Here is a 17,383-nt window from a genome sequence, read left to right on the forward strand (position 1 = left end):
ACACAAACGCCCCTTCACCGACACACTGCAGATACCCCCCGCCTTCACACTCTCGGCATACCACCACAACCGGGAGCGCCCTCGATGAAATCCCTCACCCTGCCCAGCGGCTGGAAGCTATTCGCCGCCCTTGCCGGCCTGACTTTGGCCATGACCGCCGTAGTACTTGCCAGCCACCCCATTGGCTCGGATGGGCTGCGCAGCGCGATACGCGCCACTGCGCGCAGTTCGTTCGCGTTGTTCCTGCTGGCCTTCCTGGCGTCGACGCTGGTGACCTTCCTCCCCGGTAGTGGCAGCCGCTGGCTGATACGCGAACGACGGTTCCTGGGCCTGGCGTTCGCTTTCTCGCACACCGTGCATGGCCTGTTGATCTACCGCTATGCCCAGCAGTTCCCCGAGTTGTTCTGGGCCGGTCGCACGGTAACCTCCAGCCTTCCTGGCAGCGTGGGCTACCTGTTCCTGCTGCTGCTCACCCTGACCTCGTTCAAAGCGCCGATGCGCCTGTTGGGCGGGCGTGCCTGGAAAACCTTGCACAGCACCGGAATGTGGGTACTGGCGGGTGTGTTCTGCTTCTCGTTCTACAAGCGCGTCCCCCTGGGCGGCTGGTACCCGGTGGCATTCGCCATCATGTTCGCCGCCCTTGCCTTCAAGCTCACCGCCAAGCTGGCCCAGCGCCAACGCCGCACCACCACCGCCCTTTCCTGAGATGAGCCCTGACCATGACGACCCTGACCCGCGCCCTGACCCTTTTCGACCGTTTCGGTACCTGGAGCGCCGACCTGCCGCTGCGGCTGTTCCTGGCCTGGGAATTCTTCGAGTCCGGCCTGGAAAAATTCAACGGCAGCAACTGGTTCGGCGACCTGCAGGCAAGCTTCCCCTTCCCCTTCAATCATCTGCCGGCGCAGTTGAACTGGCAGCTGTCGATGTGGGCCGAGCTGATCCTGCCACTATTGCTGCTGTTGGGCCTGGGTACGCGGCTGGCCTCGGCAGGCTTGATGGTGGTGACGGTGGTCGCCATCGCCGCCGTGCACTGGCCGGCGCACTGGTCGAGCCTGGCTGAACTGGCCCAGGGCTATGCCATTACCGACCAGGGCTTTGGCAACTACAAGTTACCGCTGATCTACCTGGTCGCACTGCTACCGCTGCTGCTCAAGGGCGCCGGACGGTTGAGCCTGGACCAGTGGCTGAGCCAGCGCTTTCTTCGCCACGCTTGAGTGCCACGCCCGGTCCCGATAAATTTCCCGGCGCGTCGCTCGTTTTCTGTTCAGATCAATGACCAAGAGAACGCGCCGTGGACCTGCAGATCCTTCTGGGCAAGCTGTTCGCCAACGCTGGGAGTGTCGGCCTGACCGGCACCTTCCAGTTCATCTTCGATGCCACTCACGCGTGCTGGTTCGAGGCCGGCGGCCGAGGCGGCAGTGGCCGTCATGCTGCCCCGGATGTCACCATCGAAGTGGCCACGCCCGACTTCATGGGCATCATGGGCGGCCAGGCCAATGTCGAGGAACTGTTCGCCACTGGCCGCCTCAAGATCGACGGCAATCTTGGCCTTGCCACTTTGCTGCCTCAGGCCATCGACATGGCGCTCAATGGCGCCAGCGCCCCCAGGGTCGAGGCCAACCGCCGTTACCCTCCACGTCCCCGCCTGAGCGATGCCCTTTCAGCCAGCCAGCCGCCCTTGCTCAGCGTGGAGCGTCGTGCGCACAGCAGCCTGTCGGTCGAGGCGTTCCGTGAACGTTACATGCTGCATGGCATTCCTGTGGTGATCAGCGATGCTTTGCAGGACTGGCCTTTGTTCACCATCGGTCGCCAGGCTTCGCTGGAGCTGTTCGCCAATCTGCAAGGCATCACCCGCCATGGCGACTACGTGAAGAAAACCTTCTCCACCGAACGCGACTTCCGCTCGACCTCGATGGCCGAATTCATCGCCAGCCTGGATGCACCCGCCCCGCCAAGCAGACACGGTCAGCCGCCGGCATACATGGGCAACAACATTCTGCCTGCGCAGTTGCTCGAACACATTCGCTATCCGCGCTACTTCAACACGGCGCAGTTCATACCACCAAGGATCTGGATCGGCCCGAAGGGCACGCTGACACCCTTGCATCGCGATGACAGCGACAACTTGTTCGCTCAGGTGTGGGGGGAGAAGTCGTTCATCCTGGCCGCTCCCCATCATCGCGATGCGCTCGGCTGCTGGGCAACATCGCCCGACGGGGGACTGGAGGGTTGCGATGTGGACCCAAAGGCGCCGGATCCGCAGCGTTTCCCGGGCTGCCAGGCGGTGCATTTCATGGAGGTGGTGCTGCAGGCGGGGGACTTGCTGTTCTTGCCGGAGGGTTGGTTCCACCAGGTGGAGTCTCGCTCCACCTCGCTGTCGGTGAACTTCTGGGTCGACTCGGGGCGCGGCTGGAGAAACTCGCCCTTGCCCGGAATGACCGGCCAGCACGCCCCCGTCTGAAGATCAACGAGTGCCTACGATCACACCTTGCTCGCGCAGTGAAGTGAGCAACGCCAGGCCTTGCAGGTCTACATCACCCAAGGCCTGAAGGCGCGCGCGGCCAGTGCCTGAAACCACGGCCAGCAGTTGATAGGCCATGGCTGTCAGCCGGGCGAAGCGCACCTGCAGGTCAGCATCGCGGTAGACCAGCAGCAAGGTTGGCGCGGCGGGCGCTTGCTGGGGCTGAAACGGCGGGCCGATCTGCTCTACCGGCCATTGATAGGCCAACACCCTGGCCGTGCAGGACAACAGCGGCTCACCTTCGAGCAGATCACCCCTGGCGTCATGCGGCGGGTCCTGTGCATCGCTGAGGTACAACTGCGCTTCGACCCACTCGTAATGGGCCAGCTCCAGCTGCCAGGGTGCGTCGAGTTCGATGCCTTGCAGGTAGTCGATGAAGGCTTCGGCAATTTCGGTGAACAAGGGCGTCTGGCAGCGGTAGTTGGCATAGAAGTGATGCACCCGCGCATGCCAGGCGGCATCGCCCAATGTCTCCCGCATTACCGGGAAACTCCCCGCCAGCAAGCCCTCGATGGAACCGTAGAACAGATCGCGGTACACCTTGAGCCGCCTCGCCTCGATGCCCGGTGGTGGCGCATGCACCTTCGGGTCACGAAGATGCCGGGCCAGGCGCCATTGCTGGTCACGCAGCGTCTCGTTCATCACGGTCCTCCTGTGCTGCCTGTTGCACGGCGCGTACCCGCGCGGTTTCCGCCAGCAGCTCGGCCAGCGGCGGGTAGTTGAAATCCCGTTCCAGCAGCGTCGGTTGCGTACCGAAGCGCCGACAGGCAGCGTGAAACAGCGACCAGACAGCCTCTTTAACGGGCGCCCCATGGGTATCGACCTTGAGGTCATCCGCCTCGTCATAGTGCCCGGCCACATGCATGCCGGTTACTCGTGCCACCGGCAAGCCATTGAGGAAGCCCGCTGCGTCGTAACCGTGGTTACAGGCATTGACGAACACGTTGTTGACGTCGAGCAACAGGTCGCAATCGGCTTCATCGAGCACCGCATTGATGAACTCCAGCTCGCTCATGGCTTGGTAGGGCGCGGCGTAATAGCTGATGTTCTCCACGGCGATACGCCGTTGCAGGTGGTCCTGAACCTGACCAATTCGCGCGGCCACGTGGTGCACGGCCTCGTCGGTGAACGGTATCGGCATCAGGTCGTACAGATGGCCATCGTCGCTGCAGTAGCTCAAGTGCTCGCTGTACAACCCGACGTGGTAGCGGTCGAGAAACTGGCGGGTCTGGTCGAGAAAAGCACGGTCAAGCGGCAGGCTTCCGCCCAGGGACAGGGACAGACCATGGCAGGTGATCGGAAAGCGCTCGGCCAACCGTGCCAGCCCCTGGCCATAGGCCCCCCCGACACCGATCCAGTTTTCCGGCGCGCATTCCAGGAAGTCGACCGCGCCGTCTTCCATTACCAGCAGTTCGCGCAGCAATCCGCGACGCAGGCCCAGGCCGGCACGCATTGGGTTGTGATTCATGGCGGTCACTCCATAAGGCACGACGCTCGCCTGCCCGGCAGGGAGCGTCGTGGGTAACGCAAGGGTGAGGGTCAGGACTTGCCGGCCAGGTGGCTGAATAGCCCGTCAGGCATGGCCTTGCCGTTGGCCTGGTAGATCGACTTCAGATGATCGTAGGCTTCCTGCTCGGAGATGAAGCCATCGTGGTTGCGGTCGATCTTGTCGAAGTCGGCGGCACGGTCCTTTGCCACCACCAGAAACTCCTGGCGCGAGACCTTGCCGTCGTGGTCGGTATCGGTGCGAGCGAAGGAGGCATCGCCACATTTACCCTCCCCGCATTTGCCCTCTGCCCCGGCCTTGGTGCTGGCGCCACATTTGCCCTCGCCGCATTTACCTTCACCGTGAGTAGCCTTGGCACTGCCACCACACTTGCCTTCGCCGCACTTGCCTTCGCCTGGGACCTTGGCTGAAGCCAGTTGATAACCCTGGGCCAGCGGTTCGGCCGCGAACGCAGTGCTGCCAAAGGCCATGCTACCGATCAGTGCAGCGCCGAGCAGTCCGAGAGTATTGCGTGCATGAGTCATGGTGTTGCTCCACTTGTGGTTGGGAAGTGGAGCCATTAAGCCGCTTGGATGTGTCGCAGGTGTATCACCACAATCTGCGTTTGGTATGAGAATGCGTCTGTTGCCGTGACAGATACACAGCGATACATTCAGACCCCGTCAGCTGGCGGCAGTCGAGGTCCGTGCAGGGTGGTCAGTCTTCCAGCGGCTTGGGGGGCGCCGCCGGCTTGGCCGGTTTCGCCGGCTTGCTGTCCTTGGCCTTGGGCTCGGGTGCAGCTGCAGCCGCTACCGGTTCCGGCGCAGTGATGGTTTTCTCGCTGGCCGGCAGGTCGTCGACGGCCTTGAGGATCACCTGTGGGTCGATCTTCTCGCCGGTGTCGTCGTCCTTGAGCATATGACGCTCGCCATCCTTGCCCACCAGAATGACCTTGGTCCCCTTGCTTGCCCCAAGCTTGAGCTCGCGGATCAGGGCCATGGTGGTCTGTTGCTCGAGGTTCTTGTCCTCGCGCTTGCCCATCATGTTGGCGACGCTGTACAGCACCAGGCCGCGTTCCTTGAAGGCAGCCTGGGTCGCGGGGTCCTTCAGTGCCTCGTTCAGCCCCCGCAAGGTCGGGTCGGCTGAACTCGGGGCAATGATCACCAAGGGCCGTGCCTTGCCCAGTTCCTTGGCCAGTGGCGCGTCGCTGTCGGCGGCGAACACAGGGCCTGTGACGGCGAGCAAGGTGGCGAGGGTCAGTGACCGGACGAGCATGCGCATCTCCTTAATGTTTCGATAAACCAATGACTACAGATCACGGAGAAAAATCCGATCCGGAGCCTAAACCAGTTCCAACGCCCAGTGGCCAAGGAAAAGTAACTGACAGTTTCCAGCCCTGCGTCAGACTCGGACGTCGAGCCCTTCAGAAAGTGCCGATACCCTGACTGAGCATAGTCCAAAGCCACGGGCGCGCAGGGGTTCAATGGTTTGCGCCGGGCCGCGGTCAGACGTCGATCCCGGGGTCTTCCGGGCCGATTTCCATGGCCCTGAGTGTGATGTCGAGCATCAAGGCGCGCCGGGCGGCACGCTGCTCCTCAAGGGTCGCATCCGACTGATCACGCCGCTGTTCATCAGTCAGCGTGTCATCGTCGAGCACCGTTTCAAGCCGTTGCCTGAATGGCTCGTCGACCGACGCGAAGCGATCAGGATAGGTGCGCTCCAAATGCTCTCGCCAGAAGGCACGATCCACCAGCGAGCGTGCGACGTCGTCTACGTTCTGCTCCCAGGCGAGAATCCTGGTTTCAGCCTCTGCCAAGGCTGCTTCATCGACGCCTGACAACAGGCGAAAGCTCATGCTACCCACCGTAATCGGCAAACCCAGCCGGTCGCGAAGACCAACCCGATAAGCCAGCCCGACCTCGCTCTCATCTGGATTGCCTCCCCGTTGTTGCCGTAAGCGGATCTCCTGCGCGGCATACCGATCAACGGCATCCTGACGCCATAAACGCCTGCCCAGCGCGAGCAGACTGCGCTCTGGGTTTCCCCCGACCCGGGTCCGAGCACGCCAGGTCAGCACATTCAGCTCCAGGTTGCTCAGGCACCAAGTGGCGCCGTCCTGGCAACCCCACTCGTCATTGGCCACGACGAACAGATCGTCACGCAGCGAGGCATCCATCGCCATCGCCTGCAGAAGGGCCAGCACCCGGTTTGCGAGGGACGGGGCATCGATGTGGAAATCGGCTGAATGCACCAACTGCTGCAGCACCCGGAACAACCGCTCCGACACGGCGCCCTGATCGACGGTTTCCCAGGCCGCCATCAGCAGGCCGCGTAACCGTGGGCCGATGGCATCCCCCCACACTTGACGTGCGTGAGCGAGCTGTTCATTGCGCAAGGCTTCGTCCACGGGTTCGGAAATATCCATGAGCGAAGCATGCAGACGCATCATTTCTGCCTCGCCCAGCGGGTTACCGGCCAACCTGATACTGCGCCGGGTACGGAGCGAAGCCTGGTAGAAGCGCTCGGGTATATGCCTGATGCGATTCTCACGCAGATCCACGTAGACCAGCTCATGGTTGAGCAGGCCGCTGGGAAACTGCCTGATGGCCGTGCTGCGCAAATTCAACCAGCGAAGTCGGGTCAACCCAGCCAAGGTGAACGCGCGCCCCAGCGGGTTGTAGGACAGATCGACGTACTCCAGGTTGCCACAGCTGGCCAGCAGGGCGGATTGCGCCATATCGAGGACGATCTCGTTGTTGGTAAACGTGAGATGACGCAGGTGTTGCATCTGCAACAACGACTGCGGCAGGCGGGTCAGGTAGTTGCCGCCCAGGTCCAGGACCTGCAAGCGAGGGAAAGCCAATAGAAAGCTCGAAGGCAGGTCCTCCAGATCCATGCGCAGCAATGACATTTCGGAAACATGGGCAAAGCTGACCTGCGCCGGTATAGGCGGCAGCTCACCGAGCCTGGAGTTGTAGGTCATGATGCGGTAGTCCTGGTCGGTATTGAGTTGCGACTCGCCAACCGAAACCGTTCGACGCCAGCAGTCGATCATCGTCGTACGAAAACTGTCCCGATCCTCCCAGACATCACCCTCGACCTCGCCCACCCAGGCGCTCAGGGTGTTGCGCAAGACAGTCAGCTGTTGCTGCAGCGTGCTCAATACCGTCTCGACCCGGCGTCCGGACCGCTGCACATGAGTGATCCAGGCCTCCACCTGCTCATCGGTGAACGTGGGGTACAGCTCACGCAACATTGCACTGAGCGAACGATCGGCACCTCGCAATTCGCCCGAACTGCACCCGCCCAGGGGGTAGCCGAGGCGACCGTCGGCCAAGCGCAAGGGCAAGCGGGTCGCACCCGGGCGCAACGGACTGAGCAAGCGCTTGACCTCGGCTCTTCGCTGCGCCGCTTCAAGTCCCAGGATCACCCGAAGGTTGTGCGCGAAAGGTTCGGCGATTGCCATGGCTTCACGCTGACTCGCGCCATAGGCCCTGGCCATGACGTCGAACAACTCCCCTGGCTCACCCAACAGCACGCCGTGGGTGTCGCGCAGTTGGAAGGCGCCGTTGGTGTGCACCAGGTCGAACGCTTGCTGCCCTAGCTCGGTCGAGGCTAGCAATGGCCCCTGAAAATAACCCTCGAACAAGCGCCAGCGGATACCCTGCTCGCCACCTGGCAGGTGCTTGAGCATTCCCAGCGCGACGCGCGCCAGGTCTGCGTTTTGCGGTGTATCGATGTTGAATGCCTCGAACACCCGCGCGGTACGAATGCCCAGCACACAGCGCCGCGCCGCCTCAGCCAGACGCAATGGCACCCGGCCGTGCTCCAGCAGGGTTCGGCGGTCCTGTACGTTGGCTGCCTCGACAAGCGCTTGCGCGGCTCGCGGGTACAGCCCCGTGAAGACCCGGCGCAGCGTGGCGCTGCCCGGGCTTTCTACGGGCTGCTGGGCCTCGTACAAACGTCCCAGCAACAGCCGTCGCTGAGTCCAGGCAAGCTCAGCCAACGCTTGGTCGGACAGGCTTTGGGCGCCTGTCAGCCCGCGAGCCTGGTCCAGCACCATCGGATCGTCGACCACCTCACCACCACGCAAACGGTTGATCGCTCGTCGAATGCGCTGGTCAAGGCCGATGCGCTGTGCACTGTCGAGCATTCCAGGCTCAGGCGCCAGGCCATAGACATGCAGGGCCCGTACATGGTCACCATCCATACCTTGGAACAGCAGTACCTGATCGATTTGTTCGTCGTTCAGTTGATTGAGCGGCTCACCCAGCCGGCGGAACATCCGATGGGTGTCGCGCCAGTCTGCCGGCTGCTCGCTCCAAAGTCGCCAGGCGCCGGCACCATTGCTTCGCAGGGCCGGGCCATGCCCGTTATGCGGACGCAACTGCCACTGCCCTTCGCCACCTTGCTCGACCACCGGATAATGATGCCCGTCCATCTCGATCCAGGCGTGATCGCCCAAGCGCCAGATGCCCTGCGCATCCCGGGTTGCCGCCGCGCCAGGCAATGTGCTGCGGTAGGGCATCAGGTCCTGCTGCCAGAGCTTGGTACTGCCGTTTTCCAATTGCGCGGGCACCATGGCATCGACCAGCGAAGAGCGCGTCCACAACCGCCGTACGACCACTCCTCCGACAGCCACGGCACCAATGGCCGCAAGGTCGATGGCCACGTTGGTCAAGTGGTCGAGCGCCTCCTGGTGGTCGCCATCACGCCACGCTTCGATACCGTGATAAACCTCGTCCAGCAGTTCCCACACGGCCACTGCCAGCAAGGCGGCACCGATGACAGGAACGAACAGACCTGCCACGTTGAGCAGTGTCCAGCCCTGTGCTGCCAGGCGTTCGTCATGGGCCCTTTGGACTTCACGATCGAGTTCGGCGACCGGCATGGCGATGACGGCGGCATCGTCCTTGATCTGGCGGACGCGGGCATGGGCGAGGCTATTGAACAAGGGTGCCGGGTAGGCGCGTAAGCGCGGCTTGAGGTCCAGCGTCGCCCATGCGGGCAAATCGGCGTAATCGGGAATGATCGTGGAGAAGAATGCCTGGCTGTCACGGCGGCGCACGAAGCGGGTGAAGAATCGCTGGTAGGACGGCTCACGCAGCCGATTGCCAAGCGCGCGCGCAAGCTCATCCATGCTTGCGAAGGCACTCCAGGCTGCCACCGGATCACCCGGGACATGCATCAGCAGACGCCGGGTCGTGTCCAGCAGCGGCCCCTGGTCGATGACTTGCAGCACGACGATCTGCTCCAGCTCGCACCCCAGCAGGCTCAAACGCCTGGCAACCACCAGATCGCCCGCCAGGCGCAGCAACTTGCCGTCGATGCACATGGCCACCAGCAACCTGAGCTCGCTGTCGTCCAGCTGTTGCTCCTGTCTGGCCTTGTAGGCGTCGACCAGCATGCTGAAGCGGCTGGCGTCACGCAGCAAGGCCTCTACGCGCTCGTCGCGGTCGCCGGGCGAAAGGATCGAGTCCAGGTGGCGTTGGTAGGCCTCACCCAGATCGAGCTCACGGCACAGGGCCGCGAACTCGATGGCCGTGGGCGGCTTCACCGAACCCTGGCGCGGCATCAGCAGACGGTTGCCCACCGGCTGGCCGCCCGCCAGCGCCTGTTCGGCGGTGAAGTTGCGCAGTGCGACCTCGAGCAACGGCTTTTCTTCGTACACCACTTTCGTCAGGTGCGCGCCTACCGGTTGCTCGTTGATGACAGGTTCGCGGCGCCCCTCCAGAAACCGCATGCGGCGCAGGTTAGCGGTGATGCCGTAACGGTCCTGCAATGCGGTTGCCAAGGCCGACTCGACGAAACCGTCGATATCCTGCAGGCGCGTCAGCAGTCTGTTCAGTTGCTGCCGGCAGGCAAGGCTCTGGGCCAATGCCTTGCCGATCTCGGGTAACTGTGCGACCGGCGCATCGCGCAGCCATCCAGGCAACCGCCTGCCAATGATTCCGTCCTGGTAGGCCCTGCTCGCCTTTCGATAGGTTTCGAAACGCTGGGCTTCGACCGTCACATTGTCTTGCGTGGCGGTTGGTGTGTGTGGCGATGGTTTCGTGCCCATGCTCGCGGCCTCGTGGTCGACAAAGACCGCCAGCCTAGGCAGCAAGGGTGTTTCAGGGCACTAGATAGGTAATACCCGCCTCAGAACAGCAGTAGCTGGCGATCGGTCAACGCCGAGAAGTCATCGCCGACAAAGGGCAGGATGGCGTCTGCCACGGGTTGAAGCTGGCGACTGAGGTAATGGTCGTAGTCGATGGGCGACTGCAGGTTTTCCAGCGGTTCCGGGCCTGCGGTGGTGATCACATAGCTGATCCATCCGCCATTCTGGTATTGCCGCGCGCGCCCCAGGCGGCTGTTGTAGTCGTCGGCCATGCGTGCGGCGCGCACATGGGGTGGCACGTTGCGCTGATAATCGGTCAGTGGCCGACGCAGGCGTTTGCGGTAAACCAGCAATGCGTCCTGCTCGCCTGCCAGGGTGCTTCGCACGAACTCCCGGACATACTCGCGATAAGGCTCGCCGCGGAAGATGCGCCCATACAGGGCCTGCTGGAATTGCTGGGCCAAGGGCGACCAGTCCGTGCGTACCGACTCCAGTCCCTTGTACACCACATCGTCACTGCCATCGGTGCGCTGGACCAGGCCGGCGTAGCGCTTCTTGCTGCCCTCGTCGGCACCACGAATGGTGGGCATGAGGAAGCGCCGGTAATGCGTTTCGAACTGCAGCTCAAGGGCACTCTCAAGGCCCATGGTCTCACTCAGGTGATGGCGCCACCACTGATTGACCTCAGCCACCAGCGCGCGACCGATTCGGGCCGCAGCCTCCTCGCCATGGGCCCCTTTGAGCCAGACGAAGGTGGAGTCGGTGTCGCCGTAGATCACGTCATAACCTCGCGCCTCGATCAACGCGCGGGTCTGGCGCATGATCTGATGGCCGCGCAGGGTGATGGACGATGCCAGGCGTGGGTCGAAGAAGCGGCAACCATTGGAGCCGAGCACGCCGTAGAACGCATTCATGATGATTTTCAGCGCCTGGGACAGCGGTGCATTGCCTTCACGCTTGGCCGCCTCCCTGCCCTGCCACACCCGCGCCACGATAGCCGGCAAACAATGCTGGCTGCGCGAAAAGCGCGCGCCCCGAAAGCCTTCCACCGAGTGTTCCTCGTCCGGCTGGCGCAAGCCCTCGACCAGTCCCACCGGGTCGATGAGGAAGGTACGGATGATCGAGGGGTACAGGCTTTTGTAGTCCAGTACCAGCACCGAGTCGTACAGGCCAGGGCGCGAGTCCATGACGAAGCCACCGGGGCTGGCTTCGTCCGGGCGACTGCCCAAGTTGGGGGCGACGAAGCCCAGGCGATGCATGTGCGGAATGTACAGATGACAGAACGCGGCCACCGACCCGCCACTGCGATCCACCGCCAAACCGGTGACGGACGAGCGCTCCAGCAGGAATTCCAGCAGCCGCGTATGGGCGAAGATGCGGGTGACCAGTTCGCAATCCTTGAGGTTGTAGCGCGCCAGCGATGGCTTGTCCTGGGCGAACATGCGGTTGATTTCGTCCATGCGCTGGTAAGGGGTCTCGATGGCCTTGCCCTCCCCTAGCAGAGTCTGGGCGACGTTCTCCAGGCTGAACGAAGGGAAACTCCAGGTTGCCGAACGCAGCGCCTCGATTCCGTCGATCAGCAGGCGACCGGGGGCATCGGCAAACACATGGCCCCGGCTGGCCTGGGCGCGCAAGCTCAGGACAGCGCCATTGCGGCCCAACGCCAGTGGCACGTCCAGTTGCTTGGCATGTTCGTGCAACAGCCGCAGGTCGAACTGCACCAGATTCCAGCCGATGATGGCGTCGGGGTCGTGGGTGGACAACCACTGGTTGAGGCAGGTCAGCAGTTCGGTGCGGCTGTCGCAGTAGTGCAGGTCGAAGTCCAGGTCTTGAACATCGCCATTGGCTGGGCCGAGCATGTAGACCTGTCGCTGGCCACAGCCTTCCAGTGCGATGCTGTAGAGCTCGCCGCGCTCGCTGGTTTCGATGTCCAGCGAGACCAAGCGCAGGTTTGGGCGGTAGTCCGGCGAGGGTTTGAGCTGGGCGTCGCACAGGACCCCTTGAGCGTCGGGTTTGCCGGTGAACTGCACGGGAGCGGTGATGAAGCGCTCCATCAGGTAGCGCTCGGGCGGGCGTATGTCGGCCTCATGGACCTCGATCCCGGCGCTGCGCAGGCGTTGTTCCAGTTGCATCAGCTGGCGGTGCTGGCGGGTGTACAGGCCCATCACCGGTTGCTGCTCGAAGGTTCGCAGGTCCAGCGGTTTGAGTTCGACAGCCGTTTCATTGGCCAGCAGTGCGCGGGTGCGGTCGGCGTCTTCGCTGGCGATGAAGGCGATTGACGCCTGAGGGGCCAGGCGTACCTGGCGGGGGCCTTGGTCGGTAGCCAGCCAGAATTCCACGCAGGTGCCTTGGGGGGTGTCATGCCAGTGTCGGGTCAGGACGAAGCCCTGCTGCACATTCACTGCGTTGTCCTCAGAATGGCTGTTCGATTCAAGAGGTGATTCTACCTCCAGTCGCCGATGGGAGGTTCGACAACGGCAGAATTCGCGAGTGCGCACCCGTTCAAACACACCCGGTTGCGACTTCAGGAAGTTTAAAAGTGATGACGCGTCGCCTTGGCAAATGGATGCTCACGCATCCAGAAACCAACACGCCAGACGTCAGGTCACTAACGTAGGCGCGGCATTCAAACCGCGCGAGGGTCCAACCGCTGCCTCCGGTCTCCCGACCTCCTGTCGTGGCAATCGGCTGAACCTGAACTTGCGCACACGAGAAGCAAAGAAGAGCAAGAGCGACACCGAGAAATCACCCGTATAGGTAATTGATATCCTTGTAGGCCAACGCTGGCACCTGCCCCAGCAGGAACTCACGCAGCTTGCCCATCTGCCGGGCCTTGGGACTCGCCTTGAGCCAGGTCATGTAATAACCATCCCCCGTCGCCACCGCATGCTTGAACGGCGTCACCAACCGCCCCGCCGCCAAGTCAGCACTGGCCAACACCAGGTCCACCACCGAAATCCCCAACCCTTGCTGCGCCGCGGAAATCCCCTGGTCGAGCGTATCGAACACCTGACCATGGTCGATGCTGATATCCAACGCATCCATACGCGCCAACCAGCGCCGCCAGTCTCGCCTATCCGGTGACGGATGAAGGAATTCACAGTGACGCAGATCCCCCAGGTCCGGCTGCGGGTTATCCAGGTAATCTGGGTGACACACCGGGATCAGCCACTCATCGAACAACTTGAAACTCTCGACATCGGCCGGAAAACGCCCATTGGCCAGCAAAATCGCGCAATCGTAGGGCTCGGAATAGAAATCCACCGTGTCGATGTCCATCCACACGCTCGACAATTGCACGCTGCAACTGTCATCGACCTTCTTGAACGCATCCAGCGCCCTCAGCAGCCAACGCACCGTCAAAGTCGATGGCGCTTTCAAACGCAGGCCATAGCGGTCCTGACGCAATAACGCACATGCATTCTCGATGATCTTGAAGCCAACCTTGAGCTCCTGGGCCAACAACCGCCCGTGCTCGGTCAGGCGCAACTTGGGACCTCGGCGCTCGAACAGGTCGCAGCCGAACATCGCTTCCAGGGTCTTGATGTGGTGACTGACCGCCCCTTGGGTCAAGGCCAGTTCCTCCGCCGCCCGGGTGAACGACCCGTATCGAGAAGCCACCTCAAACGCACGCAGCGCGTGCAAAGCCTGAATCCGTTCCGACATGGGGTCTTCCGAAGCATGAGTGAGACTAATAGTAGGTCATAGTTCCACGCGTTTTACAACCTGAGGGCCGTCTCAGAAAATGCAGGTAAATAACAAAGATAAACAAACAAACTGCCTGCATATGACTGGAACGTCCACTTATCTTAAACGCCTGGGGAAATCATGTTTACAGGTTATGGAAACTGCTATCGCCTGGATGCGCTAGACGCGGCCTCTGAACATGTCCGGAATTCGCAACACTGGACCTACACGACCATACAACACTTCAAAGGCGTCCTTGCCAACCCCGAATTTCCTTGCCTGTTCGGGCGCAAGGCAGTGGCTGCCGAAACCTGCCACATCCTCTTCGCACGCGCCGAATACCTGGCTGACGACATGGCCAAGGGGCTTGCCGACTATGTCGTGAACATCAAGCACGTGCCGGTCAAGCAACGCATCGGCAGCCCCCTGGTGGTGTTTCTCGAAACGGCCAGCGAAATGACCCTTGCCGAACAACAGGCCTTGGCCTGGAAAGTCTTGCGTGGCGTTCACGCGCGCGACCCTCACCCCTGGCCCCAGGCCATCCCGACCGACCCTGACGACAGCGGTTGGTCGTTTTGCTACGCCGGCATGCCGCTGTTCATCAACATGAACTTTCCCGGCCACCAGCAGATGAAAAGCCGCAACCTCGGCGCGCACATCACCTTCGTCATCAACCCGCGGGAAAACTTCGACGAAGTCGCCAACGCCAGTACTGAGAGCGGCAAGCGCATCCGCGCCCGCATCCGCGAACGCGTGCACCATTACAACGATGGCGTCGTACCCGACACCCTCGGCTTCTTCGGCCAGGACGACAACTACGAGTGGAAGCAATACCAGCTTCAGGAGCAAGGCTCGCTGAACCCACCACGCTGCCCCTTCCACGCCCTGGCAACCTCTGAATCATTGATCGAGAACTGACCGTGAATACCGCACTGACGCTGACCTACGCCCTGACCGTCCTGCTGCTGATCGCCACCCCAGGCCCGGTGGTGGCACTGATCGTCAACACTGCCGCGGCCTCAGGCTCGCGCAAGGCCATCTTTACCGCTGTCGGCACCAACTGGGCATCGCTGGTACTGATCGGCGCGGCAGCTTGGGTCATTCTGACCAGCGCCGCCATCGACAAGACCTGGCTCAGCGCCATGAGCCTGCTGGGGTGCCTGTTCATCGGTCATATCGCCGTGGGCACCCTGAAAGACGCGCTGCAAGCACCGGCTGCCGAGGCATCCGGCGAGGCATCCAAGGCTGGACGCGGAGGCTTGTGGCAAGGGTTCATGGTCGGCATTTCCAATCCCAAGGACATCATCTTCTTCATCGCCTTCTTTCCCCAGTTCATCCAGATCACCGAATCGTTCGGCAAGAGCATGGTGGTACTGTCGCTGCTCTGGGTGTTCATCGACTTCGCGGTGCTCAGTCTCTACATCTTCGCCATTGGCAAGATCGCCTCGCAGCGTAGCAACCGCCTCATCAGCTTGGCCTCGGGCGTCGCCCTGCTGCTGATTGCCACCGGTGGCCTGCTGTACAACCTCAAGGAGCTGGCCTCCTGACACAGGCGAGCCAACCCCGTCGCCCCAGAAAGAGGAATGCCCATGACGACGACCGACACAGCCAACGACGCGCCGGACATGCCCTCTTCCCTGCAGCAGGACTATCAGCATTTCCTGTTGATGGGTAACCAGCGGGCGCCGCACACCTTGCAGGTGCACGAGCGCGGCTATCGCTCGGGCACCATCAACACCGATGCACTGGGCTTTCGCTACAGCCATTTCGCTGGCAAGCGCTTCTCGGCGGCCGAACGTGGCCCGGCAGGACGTGTCAACCTGCTGGTCGGTGGCTCCGCCGTATTGGGCATTGGAGCCAGCTCCGACGAGCACACCGTGGCCTCGCACCTGTCGATGCTCACCGGAGAGGTATGGCTGAATCTGGCCAGTTGCGGACTCAACGCCAGCCAGGAACTGCTGCTGTTCCTCACCCATCAGCACCGCTTCGGGCAGATCGGCCACGTGGTGGTTCTAAGTGGCCTGAACACTTTGGCCCACGAAGGCTTGAGCGAAGTCCTCGACGGCCTGCTCGACCCACAGCATGCCAAGGCCCAGCAGGCATTTCTCGACAGTTTCAAGGAAGGGGTTCAGCCCCCGGCCTCGCCGACCAACCAGTCCTTGTGGCGCCGCCTGGGGCAAGCCCTGGCGCCGCGCAGACCATCTACCCCGATCAACTGGACACTCTCCTCGCCAGAAAAACGCATGGCCCGCGCCGCCGACACCATCGGCCGCACCCTGCGCCAATGGGAGCGCATGCTAGCCGACAGCCACGCCACGCTCACCTTCATTCTCCAGCCACTGCTGCTCTGGTGCCGGGACACGGTACCCGCTGGCGAGCAAGCAATGCTGGCAGCCCTGGAGCGTCGACCGGCGAACTTCGACAAGTTGTTGGAGGATGCATTCGACAGCCAACTGCACATGGCCTACTTCCGCCGTATCAAGCGCCAGGCCGACCCGGTTCCCTGCTATGACATGAACAGCATGCTCAGCAGCTCACCTGTATTCGCCGCCGAGCTGTTCGTCGATCGCCTGCACCTCAACGACCTGGGCAACAATGCAGTAGCCAAGGTGATCACCGCCAAACTTGGCCTGGCCCAGGAAAAACACGCTCCGCGCAAGGTCACACCGATCAAGCTCGTCTGACAGTTGCCCTTGGGCCTTCCGGCAAGCGCCTGGGCATGGCTAGAATACGTCGTCGTTCCGTTATGCCTGAGGCACCCTGTACCGGCCATGAACCTCGTAGTCCTGCATCAGACCCTGCCCGCTGGCCATGACCGCTGTTCGTCGTGCGAGGGCAGCCTGTGAGTCGCGTCCGACCCCTGCCTGCGCTGTTGTTCGCCCTGTTACCGCTGGCCGCGCAAGCGCTCGATGTGCGCATCGATCCCCATGCCGACCTGCTCTATCGCCAGGCCCTGCCACTGCTCGAACAGGCCGATACCCAGGAAGACAACCCTAGCCCCCTGCGCACCGCCCTGGGCAGCGACCCTGAGTTGACCCGCCAGGGCGAGGCCATGGCCCGCACGTTGCCGACGGCCGTGGCATTGCTGAAGAAGTCCGTGGAATTGGGCCACCCGGTGGCACAGTACCGACTGGCCCTGTACTACATGACCTACTTGCCGGCAGCACAGATTCCGGATGCCGCCTGCCCATTGCTGGAGGACAGTCTCAAACAAGGGTTCGCCCCTCCTGCCTCGGCCATTGCCAGCTTGTGCGCGCCGTACAACACCAGCCCGACCTACCGCCAGGAGCTGGAAGCCATTCCCAGCATGGCCACGCTTTACGCACCCTACTACCCGCAACCGGCCTTGCGCCTGGCCTGCAATCGCAGCCAACCACAGGGCCTGCAGATGCAATGGGGGCGTCAGCGCGACTACCAGGCCGAGGTCTACCGGCTGTTGAGCGACCTGGATCCGCAGCAGCGTCAAGCCCTGTTGCAAAAGGCTATCGAAATCAATGGCTGCGCCACCGCCCAGCAGCGTTTGGCCAGCCACCGCTGACAGAGCAAGATCGTTCAAGCCATCGGCTCCCTCGCTCTGGCATGCTGGCCT

At 62.4% G+C, this 17,383-nt stretch carries 14 protein-coding genes; 7 read left to right on the forward strand and 7 right to left on the reverse strand.

The features are described 5' to 3' along the window. Nucleotides 1-84 precede the first annotated feature (84 nt). The 3 genes from VXM67_RS16125 to VXM67_RS16135 all read left to right on the forward strand — a co-directional run bounded on the left by VXM67_RS16125 (nucleotide 85) and on the right by VXM67_RS16135 (nucleotide 2,461). A complete protein-coding gene (locus tag VXM67_RS16125) occupies nucleotides 85-705 on the forward strand; it encodes a ferric reductase-like transmembrane domain-containing protein (RefSeq protein WP_023381043.1) in 621 nt (206 codons plus the stop codon). Nucleotides 706-719: 14 nt separating this feature from the next. Further along, nucleotides 720-1,214, forward strand: coding sequence for a DoxX family membrane protein (locus tag VXM67_RS16130; protein ID WP_023381044.1), 495 nt, complete (start codon nucleotides 720-722; stop codon nucleotides 1,212-1,214). Between the two features lie 77 nt (nucleotides 1,215-1,291). Then, nucleotides 1,292-2,461: a cupin-like domain-containing protein gene (locus VXM67_RS16135; RefSeq protein ID WP_023381045.1), complete on the forward strand. Its 1,170-nt coding sequence runs from the start codon at nucleotides 1,292-1,294 to the stop codon at nucleotides 2,459-2,461. Between the two features lie 3 nt (nucleotides 2,462-2,464). On the opposite strand, the gene VXM67_RS16140 is transcribed toward VXM67_RS16135, so the two are convergent. The 7 genes from VXM67_RS16140 to VXM67_RS16170 form a co-directional block, all read right to left on the reverse strand. After that, nucleotides 2,465-3,163: a DUF2063 domain-containing protein gene (locus VXM67_RS16140; protein ID WP_023381046.1), complete on the reverse strand. Its 699-nt coding sequence runs from the start codon at nucleotides 3,161-3,163 to the stop codon at nucleotides 2,465-2,467. Continuing rightward, nucleotides 3,144-3,989 (reverse strand): DUF692 domain-containing protein, encoded by an 846-nt coding sequence (locus VXM67_RS16145; RefSeq protein WP_023381047.1) that lies wholly within the window; start codon nucleotides 3,987-3,989, stop codon nucleotides 3,144-3,146. Before VXM67_RS16145 ends, VXM67_RS16140 begins: the two co-directional genes overlap by 20 nt. 71 nt (nucleotides 3,990-4,060) lie before the next feature. Further along, nucleotides 4,061-4,552, reverse strand: a complete 492-nt coding sequence (locus VXM67_RS16150; protein WP_023381048.1) for a hypothetical protein — start codon at nucleotides 4,550-4,552, stop codon at nucleotides 4,061-4,063. Nucleotides 4,553-4,724: 172 nt separating this feature from the next. Further along, complete coding sequence (locus VXM67_RS16155) at nucleotides 4,725-5,282, reverse strand: DUF4174 domain-containing protein (protein WP_023381049.1); 558 nt, start codon at nucleotides 5,280-5,282, stop codon at nucleotides 4,725-4,727. Between the two features lie 229 nt (nucleotides 5,283-5,511). Continuing rightward, nucleotides 5,512-10,068, reverse strand: a complete 4,557-nt coding sequence (locus VXM67_RS16160; RefSeq protein ID WP_367237161.1) for an NEL-type E3 ubiquitin ligase domain-containing protein — start codon at nucleotides 10,066-10,068, stop codon at nucleotides 5,512-5,514. A gap of 80 nt (nucleotides 10,069-10,148) precedes the next feature. Beyond that, on the reverse strand, nucleotides 10,149-12,509 hold the full coding sequence (locus VXM67_RS16165) for a DNA polymerase II (protein ID WP_023381051.1): 2,361 nt from the start codon (nucleotides 12,507-12,509) through the stop codon (nucleotides 10,149-10,151). 343 nt (nucleotides 12,510-12,852) lie between these two features. After that, entirely contained in the window at nucleotides 12,853-13,773 is a 921-nt protein-coding gene (locus VXM67_RS16170) for a LysR substrate-binding domain-containing protein (protein ID WP_023381052.1), read from the reverse strand. Between the two features lie 162 nt (nucleotides 13,774-13,935). Here VXM67_RS16170 and VXM67_RS16175 point away from each other — a divergent pair, with 162 nt between their 5' ends. From VXM67_RS16175 to VXM67_RS16190, 4 genes are all read left to right on the forward strand, one after another. Continuing rightward, nucleotides 13,936-14,712, forward strand: coding sequence for a YqcI/YcgG family protein (locus tag VXM67_RS16175; RefSeq protein WP_023381053.1), 777 nt, complete (start codon nucleotides 13,936-13,938; stop codon nucleotides 14,710-14,712). A gap of 2 nt (nucleotides 14,713-14,714) precedes the next feature. Beyond that, complete coding sequence (locus tag VXM67_RS16180) at nucleotides 14,715-15,341, forward strand: LysE family translocator (RefSeq protein ID WP_104883579.1); 627 nt, start codon at nucleotides 14,715-14,717, stop codon at nucleotides 15,339-15,341. Between the two features lie 42 nt (nucleotides 15,342-15,383). Next, a complete protein-coding gene (locus VXM67_RS16185) occupies nucleotides 15,384-16,478 on the forward strand; it encodes a hypothetical protein (RefSeq protein WP_367237162.1) in 1,095 nt (364 codons plus the stop codon). 158 nt (nucleotides 16,479-16,636) lie between these two features. Then, complete coding sequence (locus tag VXM67_RS16190) at nucleotides 16,637-17,332, forward strand: hypothetical protein (protein ID WP_023381056.1); 696 nt, start codon at nucleotides 16,637-16,639, stop codon at nucleotides 17,330-17,332. The last annotated feature ends 51 nt before the right edge of the window (nucleotides 17,333-17,383 follow it).

This window comes from Pseudomonas sp. Rh2 (assembly GCF_040762985.1).
Taxonomy (GTDB): domain Bacteria; phylum Pseudomonadota; class Gammaproteobacteria; order Pseudomonadales; family Pseudomonadaceae; genus Aquipseudomonas; species Aquipseudomonas taiwanensis.